Origin of the sequence: Leucobacter chromiiresistens (assembly GCF_900102345.1) — a bacterium.
In the GTDB taxonomy this organism is placed as follows: Bacteria; Actinomycetota; Actinomycetes; order Actinomycetales; family Microbacteriaceae; genus Leucobacter; species Leucobacter chromiiresistens.
Window position 1 is genome coordinate 1579729 of record NZ_FNKB01000001.1, and the last position, 18559, is coordinate 1598287.

An 18559-nucleotide genomic window follows, 5' to 3' on the forward strand; every position below is an offset into this window, starting at 1 on the left:
TAGCGGTACCTAGTGTTACTTTATAAGGGTAGTGAGTGACGCAGAGTAGGGAGGGCACCGCATGGCGACGCAGATGACGGAGATGTTGAAGGGCACGCTCGAGGGGATCGTGCTCGCGATCCTCGCCGAGCGCTCGGCCTACGGCTACGAGATCACGGCCTCGCTGCGGGAGCGCGGCTTCGCCGACATCGCCGAGGGCACGATCTACGCCCTGCTCGTGCGCATCGAGCAGAAGGGGTACGTCTCGGTCGAGAGGGTTCCCTCCGAGAAGGGGCCGCCCCGCAAGGTGTACTCGCTCGATGCCTCCGGCCGAGAACGACTGGCGGGCTTCTGGGAATCCTGGGATTTCCTCGCCTCCCACATCGACGCCCTGCGCCCCGCATGGGCCCCGAGCCCGGGCGTCAGCGCCACGAACCCGCACCTCACGAATGGAGATCACGCATGACCGCGAAATGGATCGAGACGCTCACGGGCTCCCTCGACGACAAGAAGCAGTACAAGGCCGCGATCGCGCGCATCGACGCGCTGCCCGCGCCCTACCGAGAGGTCGCGCGAGCGCTGCAGCGCTACTTCATGTACTACGGCATGGTCAGCGACGGCGCGGTGCTCGCCGCGATGGTGACGGATCACGCCGACCTGTGGGAGCGCGCGGTGCTCGACGGGGCGACGGTGCGAGACATCGTCGGCGACGACCCGGTGGAGTTCGCCGAGTCCTTCGCCGCCGCATACTCCGACCGGCAGTGGATCGACAAGGAGCGCGCACGCCTGCGCACCGCGATCGCGGCCGCCGAGGCCGCCTGACCGCCTGATCCGCCTCGTCAGCCCAGTCCGCCGGTGGTCCGTAGCGCTTCGGGAGCGCCGACCGGGGGCGCTCCCGAAGCCGGATGCCCGTCTCCGGCAGCGAGGTCGCTTCGGGAGGGTGTCGGGCACCGCAATCGATGCGACACCCTCCCGAAGTGACCCCGCTCGGGGGCGGGCGGCGGTGGGGCAGGGAGGGGGGGGGGAGCTACTGCTTCGGGGCGCTCGCCGGCTCCCAGATGTAGATGCCCTGGCGCTGCTCCTCCTCGTCGCCGGGGCGCAGCGAGATGCCCTTGCGGTCGCGCAGCAGGAGCGTCGCGATGAGGCCGACCACGGTCATGCCGACGAGGTACAGCGTGACCGACATCGAGGTGCCGGTCTTCTGCTGCAGCCACGCGGCGATGGTGGGGGCGAACGCGCCGCCGAGGATCGCGCCGATGGCGTACGAGATGGAGACGCCGGAGAAGCGCACGGAGGCGGGGAACATCTCGGAGTACCAGGCCGACTGCGGGCCGTACGTGAGGCCGAGCCCGACGGTGAGCAGCATGAGCCCCGCGGCGAGCAGCAGGGGGTTCGCGGTGTTGACGAGCGGGAAGAGCGCGAAGAGCGCGGCGCCTTGCAGCACCCAGCCGAGGATGTAGGTGGTCCGCCGGCCGATGCGGTCGCAGATCCATCCGGCGAAGAAGGTCGCGGCGAGCCACGTCACCGACGAGGCGGTCACGGCCCACAGCACCGCGCCGCGATCGAGGCCCACGGGGCCCTCGGGGTTCGTCGCGTAGTTCTGCACGTAGCCGCCGGTCGTCATGTAGCCGACGGCGTTGTTGCCCGCGAAGACGAGGGCGGCGAGGATCACCAGCGGTGTGAAGCGCGCGAAGAGCTTCACGATGGGGGCGCCGGTCTGCTCCTTGCGCTCCGCGATCTCGGTGAAGACCGGGCTCTCCTCGACGCGGCGGCGCACCCAGTAGCCGACGAGGATGAGCACGATGGAGAAGAGGAAGGGGATGCGCCAGCCCCACTCGAGGAAGGCGTCGCCGGGGAAGACGATGTTCATGATCGCGAGCATGGCGCTGGCGAGCAGGAGTCCGAACGGCACGCCGATCTGCGGCATCGCCCCGTAGAGCCCGCGTCGATCGCGGGGTGCGTGCTCGACGGCCATCAGCACGGCGCCGCCCCATTCGCCGCCGGCGGAGACGCCCTGCAGGATGCGGAGGAGGATGAGCAGGATCGGCGCGGCGATGCCAATCTGACCGTAGGTGGGCAGGAGCCCGATGAGCACGGTCGCCGCGCCCATGAGGATGAGGGTGACGACGAGCACGATGCGGCGGCCGAAGCGGTCGCCGAAGTGGCCGGCCAGGAACGCGCCGAGCGGGCGGAAGAGGAAGCTGATGCCCACCGTGAGGAAGGAGAGGATCGTGCCGACCGCGGAGCCCGCGGGCTCGAAGAAGAGCTGGCTGAAGACGAGGCCCGCCGCGGAGGCGTAGATGAAGTAGTCGTACCACTCCACGGTCGTGCCGACGACGGTGGCGATGGCGACGCGGCGGCGGTCGCCCGTGGTGGCGATCGTTCCGGTCGGGGTCAGCGATCCTGGTGCGGATGCTGGAGACATAGGAGCACTCCTTTGTGACGGGGTTACGGCCCTGTGACGAGCCGGATCGGTAATAATATACGATTTAAGATACGGTGCCGCAACTCGGCTTCCGCCGTCCGGGCGGGGCCCGGATTTCGCGGTTGGGCCGCATTGACTTAACATTTGCAGGTTGTTTCCGGCTGGTTTCCAGCCGGCACCCGCATCCGAACCAGTGAGGCCCCCAGCACGACATGAACTCCGAATCACGCCCCGCGCCCGGGCACTCGAAGCCGGTATCGCCCGAGACGTCGGCCGGAACGGTGCCGCTCGCGCACAAGAAGCTCCGCCCGCGCCACGTCACCATGATCACGCTCGGCGGCATCATCGGCGCGAGCCTCTTCGTCGGGTCGGGCAACGTGATCCGCACCGTCGGCCCCGCCGCCGTGCTCTCGTACCTCATCGGCGGCCTGCTCGTGTTCCTCGCGATGCGCATGCTCGGCGAGATGGCGGCGGCGCGCCCCGCGATCGGCTCGTTCATGGAGTACGCCCGCGTCGGCCTCGGCGACTGGGCCGCGTACCTCGTCGGCTGGCTCTACTGGTACTTCTGGGTCGGCGTGCTCGCCTACGAGGCCGTGCTCGGCGGGGAGACGCTGCACGGCTGGTTCCCCGTGCTGCCCTCGTGGGTCGGCTCGCTGCTGCTGCTCGCCATCTTCGTCGGCACCAACCTGATCTCCGTGCGCACCTTCGGCGAGGTCGAGTTCTGGCTCGCGAGCGTCAAGGTGCTCGCGATCGTCGTCTTCCTCGGCGCCGGTGCGCTGTTCGCCTTCGGCCTCTGGCCGAACGCGACCTACTCGATCCCCAACCTCTGGGAGCACGGCGGCTTCGCCCCGAACGGCTTCGGCGTCGCGTTCACCGGTGTGGCGCTCGTCATCTTCTCGTACTTCGGCACCGAGATCGCCGTCATGGCGTCGGCGGAGTCGGAGGATCCGGCGAAGGGCATCCGTCAGGCCACCAGCACCGTGATCTGGCGCATCCTGCTCTTCTTCGTGGGAGCCGTGCTGGTCATCACCACGATCGTTCCGTGGGACGAGCTGCCCGAGCCCGTCGACGTGGCATCGGCGCCGTTCACCTACGTCTTCGAGCTCTTCGGGCTCCCGGGAGCCGCGATCGTCATGCAGCTCATCATCTTCACCGCCGTCATCTCCGTGCTCAACTCCGGCCTCTACTCGGCGTCGCGCATGTTCTCCTCGCTCGCCGAGCAGGGCTTCGCGCCGAGGTTCGTCGCGAAGAAGGCGAAGAACGGCGTGCCCGTGGCCGCGCTCCTCGCCTCGACGATCGGCGGCGTCGTCGCGACCATCGTGAACTTCGCCGCCCCCGACTCCGGGGTGTTCTCGTTCATCATGAACTCCGCTGGCCTCGTCGCCCTCTTCGTCTACGTCTTCATCGCGCTCACGCAGATGCGCATGCGCTCGCGCATGACGCCGGAGGAGGTCGCCGGGCTCAAGCTCAAGATGTGGCTGCACCCGTGGCTGAACCTGCTGCTCATCGCGGCCATCGCGGCGGTGCTCGTGATCATGCTCACGACCGAGACGGGCCGCACCCAGGTGTGGACGAGCCTCATCGCGACCGGCGTGCTGGTCGTGTGCTGGCCGCTCGTGCGTCGCGCGCGGGCGAAGCGCGCGCGGGCGGAGGCATCGGCGGCGCTCGAGGCGTGAGCGCGCCGCGCGCCGTTCGCGTGCGCGCGCCGCGCCGCGCCCCGTCCGCGTGAGCGCGCCGCGCGCCGTTGGCGTGTCCGCTGTTCGATGGCACACTTGAGGAATGGCGGATACACAGAACGGCCGAGTCGCGGTCTACCTCGACTTCGATAACATCGTGCTCTCCTGGTACGACCGGGTGCACGGGCGCAACTCGTTCGCGCGGGATCGGCAGCGCATCGCCGAGAACCCCTCCGAGCCCGAGATCGCCGAGCGCCTGCGGGCCGCGGTGGTCGACGTCGGCGCGATCATCGACTACGCGTCGTCGTTCGGCACCCTCGTGCTCACCCGCGCCTACGCCGACTGGTCGGCGCCGATGAACGCCGAGTACCGGTCGCAGCTCGTCTCGCGAGCGGTCGACCTCGTGCAGCTCTTCCCGGCCGCCGCGTACGCGAAGAACGGCGCCGACATCCGCCTGGCCGTGGATGCGGTGGAAGACATGTTCCGCCTCGACGATCTGACGCACGTCGTCATCGTCGCCGGCGACTCCGACTACGTGCCCCTCGCGCAGCGGTGCAAGCGGCTCGGCCGGTACGTCGTCGGCGTCGGCGTCGCCGGATCCACGGCGAAGGCGCTCACGGCGGCGTGCGACGAGTTCGCCTCGTACGACGCGCTCCCGGGCGTCGAAGCGGTGCCGCGCGCCGCGGCGCGGTCGGCGCAGCGCGACGAGCAGCCGAAGCGCTCGCGCGGCCGCGGCGGCCGCGGGGGAGCCGCCGAGCATCCGAATGCCGACGCCGGTGCGGGCGACGACGCCGAGGGTGCAGCCGATCAGCGGCTCGCGGATGCGCTCGACGCGGCGCAGGACGCGGCGAACGCGGTCGAGCCGGGCGACGCGATCGAGTCGGGGGAGGACGCGGAGATCGCGGTCACCGGTCTGCTGATCCGAGCGCTCTGGCTGAGCCAGGACAAGGACGACTCGGGCTGGCTCTACAGCTCTGCGGTCAAGCAGCAGATGCGCCGCATGGATCCGTCGTTCAACGAGAAGGCGCTCGGGTTCCGATCCTTCTCCGATTTCTTGAAGTCGCGCTCCGATGTCGCGGAGCTCGAGGAGACCGGGCACGAGCGGCTGGTGCGTCTGCGCGACCAGAGCATCTGACCGGGCTGGGGCCGCAGCCGCCCGCGGTGCCCGGCGCGATCCCCGGCTCGATCCGCGCCGGGTGTCGGCGCGTCAGGCCGCCCGAGCGCTGCGCTGCAGGTATCGGCGCACCCCCGAGGCGGCCGTGCGCCCCGCGCGGTTCGCACCGATCGTGCTCGCCGACGGCCCGTACCCGACGAGCTGCACCCGCGTGTCGGCCACCGCCGTCGTGCCGCGCCCGCCGCGATCGAGCCGGATGCCCCCTGCGGCGCTTCGCAGACGCAGCGGTGCGAGGTGGGCGATCGCCGGGCGGAACCCGGTGGCCCAGAGGATCACGTCGACGCGCTCGAACGAGCCGTCGGGCCACCGCACGCCGTCGGGCTCGATGCGCGCGAACATCGGGCGCCGCGCGCGGTAGACGCCGAGCCGCTCGGCCTCCCGCTCCTGCTCGCGCAGCATGAGACCCGTGACGCTGACGACGCTCTGCGGCGGCAGGCCCGCCGCGACGCGCTGCTCGACGAGCGCCACCGATGCGGCGCCGGCCTCGGGGGTGAACTCGTCGGTGCGCCACACGGGCTCGCTCCGGGTCGCCCAGACGACGTCGGTCAGCGGGGCGATGGCGCCCAGGAACTGCACGGCCGATGCCCCGCCGCCCACCACGAGCGTGCGCTTCCCGATGAAGTGCTCGGGCCCGGGGTAGGCCACCGTGTGCAGCTGCTCGCCGGCGAACGTCTCCATGCCCGGGTAGCGCGGCACGAACGGCTGCGACCACGTGCCCGTCGCGTTCACGAGGGTGCGCGAGCGCCAGCTCCGCTCGCCGGCCGAGACGACGAGCAGTTCGGGATCCCGGGCGTCGTTCTGCACCCGGTCGACGTGCACGGGCCGGATCACCGGAAGATCGTGCTCCCGCTCGTACGCGGTGAAGTACTGCGGGATCGCCGTGTTCGCCCGCTCGCGGCTGCGTGCGGGCGGGAGGGAGCCGGGCAGCTCGGCGACGCCGTGGACGTCGCGCATCGTGAGGGCGTCCCAGCGGTGCTGCCAGGCTCCGCCGGGCGCCGCGTCCGCGTCGAGCACGACGTGCGGGATGTCGAGGCGCCGCAGGTGGAAGGAGGCCGACAGCCCGGCCTGGCCGGCGCCGATCACGACGCTGTCGAGAATGCCGGGGTCGCTCACACGGGGTGCAACGGCGGCCGCGGCTCGCCCATTCCCGGCACCGCCGCCGCCCTGTGCGCCGACAGCTGCAGGAGTAGCCTGGAGAAGGCCGCCGCACCCCGACGCGCCGTACGCCCCGCGCGACATCGCGCACGTACCGGGCCACGAGCCCGGAGGAAGCAGGTGCACCATGCAGGCACTGCAGTACCGTGAGATCGGAAGCCGCCCCGAGCTGGTCGAGGTGGAGAAGCCCGCGCCCGGGCCGGGAGAGATCCTGCTGCGCGTGACCGCTGCGGGCGCGTGCCACTCCGACGAGTTCATCATGGGCACGAGCGCCGAGGACTACTACTTCAAGCCCCTGCCGCTCACGCTCGGGCACGAGGTCGCGGGCACGGTCGCCGAACTGGGCGCCGGGGTCACCGGGCTCGAGGTGGGCGAGAGCGTCATCGTCTACGGCCCGTGGGGCTGCGGGCGCTGCTACCCGTGCGCGAGCGGCGAGGAGCAGAACTGCGAGCACGGCATGCGCGCCCCGGGCATCTTCAGCGACGGCGGCATGGCCGAGTACATGCTGGTCGACGACGCGCGCCACCTCGTGCCGATCGGCGATCTCGACCCCGTGCAGAACGTCTCGCTCACGGACGCGGCGCTCACGCCGTACCGCGCGATCAAGTCGGCGCTGCCGAAGCTGACGCCGGGCAGCACGGCGGTCGTCATCGGCTCGGGCGGCCTCGGGCACGTCGCGATCCAGCTGCTGAAGGCGCTGACGCAGACGAGCGTCGTGGTGCTCGACGTGGCGCAGGATCGCCTCGACTTCGCCCGCGAGGTGGGCGCCGACGCGGCGTTCCTGTCGAACCCCGACGCGATCGGCTCGGTCAAGGAGCTCACGCGCGGTCTCGGCGCCGAGGCGGTCTTCGACTTCGTCGGCATTCAGCCGACGGCGGATCTCGCGGCGGGCATGATCCGCACCGGCGGCCAGATCGTGGTGGTCGGAGTGGCCCCGGGGTCGGTGCCGATCGGCCAGACCACGGTGCCGCTCGACGTAGCCGGCCGCGCGATCAACTGGGGCTCGCGTACTGAGCTCATGGAGGTCGTCGAACTCGCCAAGCGCGGCGCGATCAGCATCCACGTCGAGCAGTACTCGCTCGCCGACGCTCCCCGCGCCTACGACAATCTGCACGCGGGCAAGGTGCGCGGCCGCGCCGTGATCGTGCCGTAGCAGCGCCCGGTCGAGTCGCCGCTACCGCGCCGAGCCCCCGCTACTGTGCCGGGCCCCCGCTACCGTGCCGAGCCCCTGCGGGTGCGCCGAGCCCCTGCCGAGACGGCGTCTACACGGAAGGGACTCGGCGCGCGGAGAGGGGTTCGGCGAGCGGGCAGGGGCTCGGCGAGCGGGGAGCGACCCCGCCGGTCAGGCGGAGCGCTGCGCCCGGAGCTCGGCGAGTTCGCGCCCCGAGCGGGTCGCGTCCTGCTCCGCCTGCTCCTTGAGCGACGCCGCGAGGTCGGCGAAGTCGTCGAGCGCGGGGTTCACGCCGACGAGCGTGAAGGGACGCTCGACGATGCGCAGGTCGAGGCCCCAGACGTCTTCGAGCACGCGCCGCAGCCACGGAGTGGAGTGGTCCCAGCCCTCCTTGGGGGTGCCGGGCCCGTAGTTGCCCCCGATCACCGTGATGAGCGTCGCCGGCTTGCCCTGCAGGGCCGTGCCCTGGGGGTCGATGCGCGGGTCGGTGTACGCGACGTCGAACCAGGTCTTGAAGTGCTGCGAGGGCCCGTAGTTGTAGAGCGGCACGTCGAAGAGCAGGGCGTCGGCCGAGATGAGCTCATCGGCGAGGGTGCTCGCGAGGGCGCGCGCGTCGCGCTGCTCGGGGCTGCGCTCGTCTTCGGGGGTGAATCCACCGGTGACGGCGGCTCGCCAGACCTCGGCGGAGATCGGCTCTGCAGCGATGTCGCGGCGCACGACCGTCGAGTCGGGGTGAGCGGCCGTCCACTCCTGCTCGACGCGGTCGCCGAGCGCGCGGCTCGCGGAGGTGGCGGGGAGGATGCTCGCATCCAGGCGGAAGAAGGTCACGCGGACTCCGTTCTACTGTGGTGAGTCGCTCATATTTTCAGAGCGACTTCGGCGAGTGTAGCACCGTAGAATGGGGGCATGACAGACTCCGGGCACGATCGGCACGCATGCGACGCCGCAGTCAGCCTCGCATTCTCCGTGCTCGGAAAACGCTGGAACGGGATGATCATCGACGCGCTCGGCGGGGGATCGCTCGCCTTCGCCGAGGTGCGGCGCGCCGTGCCCGGCATCAGCGACGCGGTGCTCTCGGATCGGCTCGCCGAACTCGCCGAGGTGCGGCTCATCTCGCGCACGGTGTCGCCCGGACCACCGGTATCGGTGACGTACGCCCTCACTCCCGGGGGTGAACAGCTGGTGCCCGTGCTCGACGATCTCGGTCGATGGGCCTCGGCCAACCTCGCGCCCGGAAGGCCGCGCGAGTAGCGAGACGAGCCGGGCATTGCGGTCGGGGCGTGGCGATCCGCGCTTCGCGTTTCGGGCTTCGGGGTCGGCGGTGCGGGCGGAGCGTCAGCCGGGCAGGGCCGGCCGCCGCTCGCCGCCTGAACGGGGGATCAGCAGCGACAGCACCAGGGCGGCCGCTCCCGCCGCGATCGCGAGCCAGAAGCAGACGTCGAACGCCGCGCGACTCGGAATCGCCTGACCGCCGAACTCGACCGTCATCGACGCGAGCACCCCGCCCATCACGGCGGAGGCGCTCGACGTGCCGATCGACCGGAAGAGCGCGTTCAGCCCGTTCGAGGCGCCCGTCTCGTGCGCGGGCACCGACCGCATGATGATCATCGGCATGGCGGCGAAGCTGAACCCGATGCCCACGCCGATGCAGAGGTTCGCGACGAACACGTGCCACACCTCGCTCGACCAGAGCAGCACGAAGACGTAGGCGAGCACGATCGCCGCGGTGCCGGCGGTGAAGAGCGGGCGGGGGCCGACCGTGCGCTCGAGCCAGCCTGAGAGCGGCGACAGGATCATCATCACGATCCCGGCCGGCATCACGACGAGAGCGGCCTCCATCATGTCGAGTCCGAATCCGGAGCCCGAGGCGACGGGCAGCTCGAGCAGCTGCGGGAAGGCGACGTTCGAGGAGAAGAGCGCGAACCCCATGCCGATCGCGGCGACGTTGGTGAAGAGCACGGCGGGGCGGGCGGCGACCCGCAGATCGAGCAGCGGATCCCGCGCCCGCAGCTGGTACCAGCCCCAGAGCAGCAGCACGACGACGCCGCCCGTGATCGTCGAGAGGGCGAGCGGCGACGCCCACCCCCACTGCCCGCCGCGGGAGACGAAGAGCAGCACGCCCGAGAGGCCCGCCGCGAGGCCGAGCGCGCCGAGCAGGTCGAGCCGGCCCGTCGAGCGCAGCACATCGCCGGGCACGCACCAGGCGATGAGCGGCGCCCCCAGCACGCCGAGCCCGGCTGCGAGCCAGAAGAGCGCGTGCCAGTCTGCGTTCAGCGCGAGGTAGGCGGCGAGCGGCATGCCCACGGCGCCGCCCACGCCCATCGTCGCACTCATGAGCGCGACCGCGGTGCCGAGGCGGCTCGGGGGCAGCACGTCGCGCATGATCGCGATGCCGAGCGGGATCACCCCGGTGACCGCGCCCTGCAGCGCGCGCCCGACGATCACGCCGACGATCGTGCCGGCGACCGCCGCGATGACCGACCCGACGATGAGCAGGGCGAGCAGCACCAGCACGACTCGCTTCTTGCCGAAGAGATCGCCGAGCCTGCCCGAGATCGGCGTCGCGATGGCCGCGACGAGCAGGGTGATCGTCACGACCCAGGAGGTGTCCTCGCGCGACGCGTCGAGCAGGCGCGGCAACTCGGCCTGGAGGGGCACCACGAGCGTGAACATGAACGACGAGCAGAGGCCCGCGTACGCGAGCGCGGCGACGGTGGCCCAGCGCGGCGGGGTGCGGGAGAGGCGGCCTCTGCTGCCCCGATCCGCACTTCCCATCCGATCAGCCTATCGGTGCGGGCGAGATACCCCGACGGGCGTCAGCCCGCGAGGCGCGACGGTGCGAGGCCCGCGAGCACGCCGAGCAGCGAGTCGGGCACGAGGCCCGTGTCGGCGCGACCGTCGTGCACGATCGCGGCGATCCTCGCTCCGAGCTCCGCCGTCGTCGCGCCCATGTCGGTGCCCGCGAGCGCCGGCAGGGAACCGAGCACCTCGACGGTCGCGGCCTCCACGGCGCGCGCGGCCTCGCCCTCGCCGAGATGGCCGAGCATGAGCGCGAGCGAGAGGATCGCGCCGGCGGGGTTGGCCCAGCCCTTCCCGGCGATATCGGGCGCCGAGCCGTGGATGGCCTCGAACATGCTGGGCGCACTGCCGTCGAGGTTGAGGTTGGCGCTGGTGGCGACGCCGAGGCCGCCCTGGATGACGGCGCCGAGGTCGGTGATGATGTCGCCGAACAGGTTGTCGGTGACGACGACGTCGAATCGTTCGGGGGTGAGCGGCAGGTGGAAGCACATCGCGTCGACGTGCACGTAGTCGACCTCGACCTCGGGGTAGCGCTCGCCGACATCTGCGACGACCTGCTGCCACAGCTGCCCGGCGGCGACCAGGATGTTGGTCTTGTGGCACAGCGTCAGCCTGCGCCGGCGCCCGACGGCGAGCCGGAACGCGAAGTCGACGACGCGCTCGATGCCGGCGCGCGTGTTGAGCGACTCCTGCATCGCGACGGCGTTCGGGGTGCCCGCGTGCACGGTCGATCCGCGGCCCACGTAGGCGCCCTCGGTGTTCTCGCGCACGATCACCATCTCGCAGCGCTCGGGCGTGAGGTCGGCGATCGGGGTCGGCACGCCGGGGTAGAGGCGCACGGGGCGCACGTTCGCGGCCTGCTGGAAGCGCTGGCGCATCTCGAGGATGAACCCGCGCTCGAGGATGCCGGGGGTGACGCGGGGGTCGCCCATGGAGCCGAACAGGATCGCCTCCTTGTCGCGCAGCTGCGCCTCGACCGCGTCGAAGAGCTCCCCGGTCTCGAGGTAGTGGTTCGCGCCCGCCGCGAAGGTGCTGCGCTCGGTGCGGAACCCGTAGCGCTCCTCGGCGGCGTCGAGCACCTCGAGCGCGCAGCCGACGACTTCGGGGCCGATGCCGTCTCCGGGGAGTACGGCGATGGCGTAGCTCTTCGTCATGTCGATCCTTTCGAGAACGTGCGGCCGCTCGCGCCTTGGAGATGGGCCTGTGGTGATCTATATTAAATGGTAAGACCACTCGGCGCGAAGGGTTCGTGTGCACAGCCGCACCCGAACGGATCCGCCACCAGTTGCAGAGGAACCGACATGCCTGACGCACTCGATCTCATCGCGCCCGCCGGAGCACTGCCCATCGGCGACGAGTGGCGCGCGATCGAGGCGAGCGCCGAGATCGTCTTCCCCTTCGACGGCAGCGTCATCGGCCGCGCCCCCGTGAGCGGTCGGCAGGAGTCGCTCGACGCCCTCGACGCCGCCGAGCAGGCGCGAGCCGCCGTCGCCGCCCTCACCACCGCCCAGCGCAAGGCGATCCTCACCGACCTCACCGCCCGCGTGCGCGCCGAGGCGCAGCACCTCGAAGACCTCCTCGTGCTCGAGACCGGCAAGCCCCGCGTCGACTGCCGCACCGAGGTGAACCGCACCATCGTCACGCTCGAGGCGACCGCGGAGGAGGTCTCCCACATCCACGGCGAGACCGTGCCCCTCGACCTCCAGGAGCTCGGCCGCGGCATGATCGGCTACTACACGCGCAAGCCCGCCGGCATCGTCATCGGCATCGCGGGCTTCAACTACCCGCTGCTGCTCGCCACGCACAAGCTCGCCCCGGCGATCGCGGCCGGCTGCCCCGTCATCATCAAACCCGCCCCCAACACGCCGCTCGCCACGATCGAACTGCTCGCCATCACCCGCGAGATCCTCGACGCGCACGGCGTGACCGCGGCCGCCGCGCAGCTCGTCAACGGCGACCCCGTCGTCGGCGAGACGCTCGTGCGCGACCCCCGCGCCGCCGTGGTCTCCTTCACCGGATCGGCGAAGATCGGGCACCTCATCGCCCAGCAGGCCGCACCGCGCAAGGCCGTGCTCGAGCTCGGCTCGAACACCGGCTTCATCGTCGCCGCCGACGCCGACCTCGAAGCCGCCGTCGACGCCGTGCTGCGCGGCGGCTTCTACGCCAACGGGCAGGCCTGCATCTCGGTGCAGCGCGTCGTGCTCGAGCGCGGGATCGCGGAGCGCTTCTCCGCCCGTCTCGTCGAGCGCATGCGCGAACTCGTCGTGGGCGACCCCCGCGACCTCGCAACGAACGTGGCGCCCGTGATCAACGCCGCATCGGGCGAGCGCATCCGCGCCATGATCGACCGCGCGCTCGCCGCCGGGGCCGAACTGCTCACCGACGGACCGGGCGACGGGGCGGCAGCGCACCTGAACCCCGTGGTGCTCGGCGACGTTCCCGCCGACGTCGACGTGTGGTGCGAGGAGATCTTCGGGCCCGTCGTCTGCCTCACCGCCGTCGACTCCGTCGACGCCGCGATCGACCTCGTCAACGACTCCCGCTACGGGCTGCAGGCCGCCGTCTACACCGCATCGCTCGAAACCGCGTTCGCCGCGATCGACCGGCTCGAGGTCGGCGGGGTCGTCGTCAACGAGATCCCCGGCTTCCGCTCCGACATCATGCCGTACGGCGGCGTGAAGGATTCGGGCATCGGCCGCGAGGGGCCCCGGTTCGCCATCGAGGAGTTCACCGTCACCCGCATGGCGATGATCCGCCCTCGGGCGCGCGGCTGACGCCGCACCGCGATCCCGAACCGCAATCCGAACCACATCCCGCACCGACCCTGGAGGCCCTCGCATGAGCCACACGCCGATCGACTACTCGCAGCTCTTCCGCCTCGACGGGCGCACCGTGGTCGTGATCGGCGCGGGCAGCGGCATCGGCCGCGAATCGGCGCAGGCGCTCGCCGCGCAGGGCGCGCACGTCGTGGTCGCCGACTACTCGCTCGAGGGGGCCGAAGCGACCGTCGCGCTCATCACCGAGCGCGGGGGAGTCGCCGAGGCGTTCCAGATCGACGTGCTCGACGACGCCGCCGTGGAGGCCGCCGCCGAGCGCTTCGGCACCGCCGCCGCGCTGGTGTTCACCGCCGCGACGAACGTGCGCAAGCGCATGGAGGATTACTCGCTCGACGAGTTCGACCGCGTCGTGAACCTCAACCTGCGCGCCTCGTTCCAGCTGATCCGGCACTTCGGCGCCCGGTTCGCCGCCAATGGGGGAGGATCGATCGTGGGCTTCGCGTCGATCCGCGCGCAGGTCGTCGAGCCCGGCCAGGGCGTCTACGCGGCGACGAAGGCGGGCCTCGTGCAGCTCGCGAAGACCGCCGCCGCCGAGTACGGCGCGCAGGGCGTGCGCGTCAACGTGGTGGCCCCCGGTGTCGTCGAGACCCCGCTCACCGCGCAGATCAAGGCGAACGACGAGTGGTACGGGGCGTACGCCCAGAAGGCCGCGCTCGGCCGCTGGGCGCGGCCCGACGAGCTCGCCGGCGCCGTCGTCTACCTCGCCTCGGACGCGTCTTCGTTCGTGACGGGGTCGACCCTCTTCGTCGACGGCGGCTGGACGGCCATCGACGGCCGCTTCACGCCGCCCGCCTCCTAGGGCGCGGCGCGGGCGCCCCTTCCCGGCGCGGTGCGCCCCTTCCGGCGCGCCCCTTCCCGGCGCGCCCCGTTCCGCGCGCTCTGTTCCGCGCCGAGACCGAGGGTTTCGCCCCAGCGCGAGGGAATCTGCGCGAGGGAATCCCTCGCTCTCGGGCGAAACCCTCGGTCTCGGCGGGGGTGGGGCGGCGCGGAGGCGCCGGGCGCGCGGCGCTCAGGCCACCTGCGTCCAGTCGATCTCGGCGTCGCCGCCGCGCGCGCCCTCGAACCAGAGCGCGACCCGCATCAGCCGGTCGTCGCTGCCGATGCCGGAGGCGATCTGCAGGCCGACGGTGCGCCCGTCGCGCTGCACGCCCGCTCCGATCGAGACGGCGGGCTGCCCCGACATGTTGTAGGGCGCCGTGAAGGAGATGTGCCCCATCGTCTCGAGCGGGTCGAGAATGGGCATCGGGTCTTCGGCGGGGAATGCGGCCACCGGCGTGACGGGCGAGAGCACGAGGTCGAACGGCTGGGTCGCGGCGCGCGTGAGGCGCGCCATCTCCTCGATCATGCCGCGGTTGCGCACGGTCTGCGCGGCCGAGAACTCGGCGCCGGCGATGCACCACTCCGCGATGAAGGGGAGCACGACGGCGCGATCCTCCGCGCTGAGCGCCTCGTAGTCGGCGAAGGATCGGCTGCGCCAGAAGTTCACGAGCCCCTCGAGCACCGCGGCGGGCACGAACGGGTCGAGCGTCTCGACCGTCGCGCCGGCGTCTGCGAACCGGGCGGCGGCGCTCTCGATGATCGCCCGCGTCTCGGGCTCGACCGGCAGGCCCGAGCCGGCGTCGAGCTGCAGCCCGACGCGCAGGCCGGCGGGGGAGAGCGGCTCGGGCGTCCAGTCCATCTCGGCGTAGGGGCGCGTGAGGTAGTCGCGGGGGTCGGGGCGCGCGACGATCGACATGAGCCGCATCGCGTCGGCGGCGGTGCGCGTCATCGGCCCGGCGACGCGGCCCACGTAGGGGGCGTCGAGCGGGATGAGCCCCTCGCTGGGCTTGAGCGCCGTGAGCCCCTGCCAGGATCCGGGGAGGCGGATCGACCCGCCGATGTCGGTGCCGATGTGGAACGGTCCGTACCCGGCCGCCGCGGCCGTGCCGGCGCCGGCGCTCGACCCGCCCGAGGTGTGCGCCGGGTTCAGCGCGCCGCGCGTGATGCCGTGGAGGCTCGAGACGCCCGAGGAGAGCATGCCCCAGTCGGGCATCGTCGTGGAGCCCACGATGATCGCCCCGGCCTCGAGCAGCCGGTCGGTGGCGGGGGCGTTCTGCGCAGCGATCGGCGGGTTCGGGATCGCGGTGCCCGCGGGCTTCGGCTGCCCGGCGCGGGCGATGTTCTCCTTCACCGTCGCGGGCACGCCGTCGAACGGGCTCAGCGGCGCGCCGGTGCGCCAGCGCTCGGTCGAGGCGGCGGCGTCGGCCCGCACCTGCGCCGCGTCGAACAGGTAGAGCGCGTTGAGCTCGGGCTCGCGCGACTCGACGCGGGCGATGACGTCTTCGGCGACGGCGCTGGGGGTGAGGGTGCCGTCGGCGTAGTGCGCGCCGAGCGCGGCGGCGTCGAGGGAGGCGTGCGAGGTCATTCGGGGGCCTTTCGTCGAGGGTGCGGAATGCAGACGTCTGCGTCGGTGGGAGATTCGGCTTCGGTGAGCACCGATGGGGAGCGAACGGCCTGCGGAAGGCGAATCTCTCACGGACGGCGCGGCGGGGGCGGACGTGGCGTCCGCTACGCGGTGTGGGCGAGCTCCTGGCGCAGCGTCAGCGAGGAGTCGATGAGCCGCCTCGTGTACGGGTGCTGCGGCGATCGGTACACCGTCTCGGTCTCGCCCGCCTCCACGATCTCGCCCGACTGCATCACGATCACCGAGTCGCAGAGGTACCGCACGACGTTGAGGTCGTGCGACACGAAGACGAGCGTCAGCCCGTACTCGTCGACGAGGTCGGCGAGCAGGTTGAGCACCTGGGCGCGCACGGAGACGTCGAGCGCGCTGACCGGTTCGTCGGCGACGACCACGCGGGGCCGGCAGATGAGCGCGCGGGCGATCGAGATGCGCTGCCGCTGGCCGCCCGAGAACTGGTGGGGGAAGCGTTCGGCGGATGACGCGGGCAGCCCCACGGCCTCCAGCATCTCCGCGACCATGCGCTTGCGATCGGCTGCGGTCTCCCCGCGACCGGGAACGAGCAGCGGCTCTGAGATGATCTGCTCGACCGTCATGCGGGGGTCGAGCGAGCCCATGGGATCCTGGAACACGATCTGGAGGTTCTGGCGCAGCGCGCGCAGCTGCGCCTCCTTGGCGCCCTTGACCTCGTTGCCCGCGACGACGGCGCTGCCCGAGGTGGGCTGGTCGAGGCCGGCGAGGATGCGCAGCAGGGTCGACTTGCCGGATCCCGACTCGCCGACGACCCCCAGCCGGCCGCCCTCGGGCACCTCGAAGGAGATGCCCTTGAGCGCGTGCACCTCGGGCGCCGGCTTCAAGAGGCTGGTGCGGCCGCGCGTGTAGGTGCGCACGAGGTCGGTGACGCGCATCACCGGCTCGGCGGTGGCACGCGGCGCCTCGGCGGTGGCACGCGGCGCCTCGGGGGCGGCTGCGCGCGGTGCGGCGGGTGCGGGGTCGGTGAATGCGGGGCCGGCGGCGTGCGCGCCCGCGGCCTCCGCGGCGTGAGCGCCCCCGGCCTCGGCGGCGTGAGCGCCTGGGGCCTCCGCCGCGGTCTCGGCGTCGAGGGTCGGCGGCACGTACTCCTGCGCCGTCGCCACGGTGAAGAGGCGCCCGTCGGCGTCGACCGCGTCGAGGTCCGATGCGGCGAGCAGCCCGCGCGTGTAGGGGTGGGTCGGGCGGGTGAACACGTCTTCCGTGGTGCCCTCCTCGACCACGACGCCGTTGTTCATGACGAGCACGCGCGTGCACATGTTCGCCACCACTGCGAGGTCGTGGGTGATGAACAGCAGGCCCGTGCCCCGCTCGCGCACGAGCTCGAGGATGAGATCGAGCACCTGGCGCTGCACGGTCACGTCGAGCGCGGTGGTCGGCTCGTCGCAGAGCAGCAGCGATGGATCGTTGGCGAGCGCCATGGCGAGCATGACGCGCTGCCGCTGCCCGCCCGAGAGCTGGTGCGGGTACGCGCGCGCGGCCTGCGCCGGGTCGGGCAGGTGCACTGCGTCGAGCATTTCGACGGCGCGGCGGTGCGCCTCCGACTTGTTGGGCGCGAGCTTGTGCTGCAGCATGATCTCGGCCACCTGGTCACCGGCGCGCATCAGCGGGTTCAGTGCGGTGAGGGGCTCCTGGAACACCATCGCCATGTCGTTGCCGCGCAGCTTCATGAGGTCGGACTCGGGGGCTCGCAGCAGATTGCCGGCGTAGCCGTCGATCTCGACCGATCCGTCGGCGGTGACGCCGTTGGGGAGCAGGCCGAGCAGCGCCGTCGTGGTCATCGACTTGCCCGATCCGGATTCGCCGATGAGGCCGATCCGCTCGCCGTGCGCCATGTGGAGAGAGAAGTCGGAGACGAGGGTGCGGTACGGCGTGCGCACGTTCAGGTCGTCGACCCGCAGCAGCAGGTCGGTGCGCTCGGCGTGCGAGGCGGTGAGTTCGGTGTGCATCAGCCGCGGCTCCCGTTCAGTTTCGGATCGAAGCGGTCTCGCAGGCCGTCACCCAGCAGGTTGAAGCCCATGACCGCGATGGCGATGGCGATGCCCGGCCAGACGGCGAGCATCGGCTCGGTGCCGAGGAACTGCTGCGACTCCTGCAGCATGCGCCCCCACGACGGGGTGGGCGGCGGGGTGCCCAGACCGAGGAAGCTCAGGCCGGCCTCCGCGAGCACGGCGAGCGCGAACGAGACGGAGGACTGCACGACGACCATGCCGATGATGTTGGGGAGCACGTGGCGCAGGGCGATCCGGAATCGCGACTGGCTCGCCGCACGGGCCGCGAGCACGTACTCGGTCGTCATGACCTGGAGCGTGCCCGAGCGGGCGACGCGGGCGAAGCCGGGGATCGTCGCGATGCCGATGGCGACCATCGCCGTCAGCGTCGAGGCGCCGAAGACGGCGCTGAACATGATGGCGAGCAGCAGCGCGGGGAACGCGAGGGCGATGTCGGAGGCGCGCATGATGACCTCTTCGATCCAGCCGCCGCGGATGCCGGCGAGGATGCCGAGCGGCGTGCCGATCACGATGGCGATGCCGACCGAGATGACCCCCACGAAGAGGGTGATGCGCGCGCCGTAGAGCATGGCGGAGAACACGTCGCGGCCGTACTTGTCGGTGCCCATGAGGTGGGCGAGGCTCGATCCCTGCAGGCGATCCGCGGGCATCGCCTGCGTCGGATCGTAGGGAGTCCAGAAGAACGACACGATGGCGGCGAGGGCGACGAGGCCGATGAGGATCAGCCCGATGAGCAGCGTGGCCGACAGCCGGCGCCTGCCCGGCTTCGACACGACGCTCGTGGAGGCGTTGCCCGGAGCGCTGATCGCGCTGGTGCGCGGGGCCTGCGCGGGTGGGGTGGGAACCTGTTGCGTGCTCATG

General features: G+C 71.7%; 16 protein-coding genes. 8 read left to right on the plus strand and 8 right to left on the minus strand.

Annotation, left to right across the window (positions count from 1 at the left end; translation table 11 throughout):
* The first annotated feature begins 61 nt into the window (after positions 1-61).
* Together BLT44_RS07265 and BLT44_RS07270 are read left to right on the plus strand one after the other, a co-directional pair.
* Positions 62-445 (plus strand): PadR family transcriptional regulator, encoded by a 384-nt coding sequence (locus BLT44_RS07265; RefSeq protein WP_010154695.1) that lies wholly within the window; start codon positions 62-64, stop codon positions 443-445.
* A complete protein-coding gene (locus tag BLT44_RS07270; RefSeq protein ID WP_010154694.1) occupies positions 442-801 on the plus strand; it encodes a DUF1048 domain-containing protein in 360 nt (119 codons plus the stop codon). Before BLT44_RS07265 ends, BLT44_RS07270 begins: the two co-directional genes overlap by 4 nt.
* A 205-nt stretch (positions 802-1006) precedes the next feature.
* On the opposite strand, the gene BLT44_RS07275 is transcribed toward BLT44_RS07270, so the two are convergent.
* The gene (locus BLT44_RS07275) at positions 1007-2404 is read right to left on the minus strand and encodes an MFS transporter (RefSeq protein ID WP_010154693.1); all 1398 of its coding nucleotides are present in this window, start codon (positions 2402-2404) and stop codon (positions 1007-1009) included.
* 212 nt (positions 2405-2616) lie between these two features.
* On the opposite strand from BLT44_RS07275, the gene BLT44_RS07280 reads away from it, so the two are divergent.
* Together BLT44_RS07280 and BLT44_RS07285 are read left to right on the plus strand one after the other, a co-directional pair.
* Positions 2617-4080, plus strand: coding sequence for an amino acid permease (locus BLT44_RS07280; RefSeq protein WP_074690080.1), 1464 nt, complete (start codon positions 2617-2619; stop codon positions 4078-4080).
* A 103-nt stretch (positions 4081-4183) separates the two neighbouring features.
* On the plus strand, positions 4184-5215 hold the full coding sequence (locus BLT44_RS07285; protein ID WP_074690082.1) for an NYN domain-containing protein: 1032 nt from the start codon (positions 4184-4186) through the stop codon (positions 5213-5215).
* A 72-nt stretch (positions 5216-5287) separates the two neighbouring features.
* Here the strand turns inward: BLT44_RS07285 and BLT44_RS07290 are convergent, their stop codons facing one another.
* Positions 5288-6367: an NAD(P)-binding domain-containing protein gene (locus tag BLT44_RS07290; RefSeq protein WP_010154689.1), complete on the minus strand. Its 1080-nt coding sequence runs from the start codon at positions 6365-6367 to the stop codon at positions 5288-5290.
* 169 nt (positions 6368-6536) lie between these two features.
* Here BLT44_RS07290 and BLT44_RS07295 point away from each other — a divergent pair, with 169 nt between their 5' ends.
* Entirely contained in the window at positions 6537-7562 is a 1026-nt protein-coding gene (locus tag BLT44_RS07295; protein WP_010154688.1) for an NAD(P)-dependent alcohol dehydrogenase, read from the plus strand.
* A gap of 189 nt (positions 7563-7751) precedes the next feature.
* On the opposite strand, the gene BLT44_RS07300 is transcribed toward BLT44_RS07295, so the two are convergent.
* Positions 7752-8408 carry an FMN-dependent NADH-azoreductase gene (locus BLT44_RS07300; protein ID WP_010154687.1) on the minus strand — a complete coding sequence of 219 codons (657 nt, stop codon included), beginning with the start codon at positions 8406-8408 and terminating at the stop codon, positions 7752-7754.
* 78 nt (positions 8409-8486) lie between these two features.
* On the opposite strand from BLT44_RS07300, the gene BLT44_RS07305 reads away from it, so the two are divergent.
* Positions 8487-8831: a winged helix-turn-helix transcriptional regulator gene (locus tag BLT44_RS07305; protein ID WP_010154686.1), complete on the plus strand. Its 345-nt coding sequence runs from the start codon at positions 8487-8489 to the stop codon at positions 8829-8831.
* A gap of 84 nt (positions 8832-8915) precedes the next feature.
* Here BLT44_RS07305 and BLT44_RS07310 read toward each other — a convergent pair whose 3' ends face one another.
* Positions 8916-10355, minus strand: a complete 1440-nt coding sequence (locus BLT44_RS07310) for an MFS transporter (RefSeq protein WP_010154685.1) — start codon at positions 10353-10355, stop codon at positions 8916-8918.
* A gap of 41 nt (positions 10356-10396) precedes the next feature.
* Positions 10397-11533, minus strand: a complete 1137-nt coding sequence (locus tag BLT44_RS07315; protein ID WP_010154684.1) for a 3-isopropylmalate dehydrogenase — start codon at positions 11531-11533, stop codon at positions 10397-10399.
* A gap of 147 nt (positions 11534-11680) precedes the next feature.
* On the opposite strand from BLT44_RS07315, the gene BLT44_RS07320 reads away from it, so the two are divergent.
* Together BLT44_RS07320 and BLT44_RS07325 are read left to right on the plus strand one after the other, a co-directional pair.
* Positions 11681-13153, plus strand: coding sequence for an aldehyde dehydrogenase family protein (locus BLT44_RS07320; RefSeq protein ID WP_010154683.1), 1473 nt, complete (start codon positions 11681-11683; stop codon positions 13151-13153).
* Between the two features lie 64 nt (positions 13154-13217).
* Positions 13218-14015, plus strand: a complete 798-nt coding sequence (locus tag BLT44_RS07325) for an SDR family NAD(P)-dependent oxidoreductase (protein WP_010154682.1) — start codon at positions 13218-13220, stop codon at positions 14013-14015.
* Positions 14016-14225: 210 nt separating this feature from the next.
* On the opposite strand, the gene BLT44_RS07330 is transcribed toward BLT44_RS07325, so the two are convergent.
* The 3 genes from BLT44_RS07330 to BLT44_RS07340 form a co-directional block, all read right to left on the minus strand.
* Positions 14226-15620 carry an amidase gene (locus BLT44_RS07330; RefSeq protein WP_010154681.1) on the minus strand — a complete coding sequence of 465 codons (1395 nt, stop codon included), beginning with the start codon at positions 15618-15620 and terminating at the stop codon, positions 14226-14228.
* Between the two features lie 143 nt (positions 15621-15763).
* Positions 15764-17635 (minus strand): dipeptide ABC transporter ATP-binding protein, encoded by a 1872-nt coding sequence (locus tag BLT44_RS07335; protein ID WP_074690084.1) that lies wholly within the window; start codon positions 17633-17635, stop codon positions 15764-15766.
* Positions 17635-18558: an ABC transporter permease gene (locus tag BLT44_RS07340; protein ID WP_010154677.1), complete on the minus strand. Its 924-nt coding sequence runs from the start codon at positions 18556-18558 to the stop codon at positions 17635-17637. Before BLT44_RS07340 ends, BLT44_RS07335 begins: the two co-directional genes overlap by 1 nt.
* Between the last annotated feature and the right edge of the window lies 1 nt (position 18559).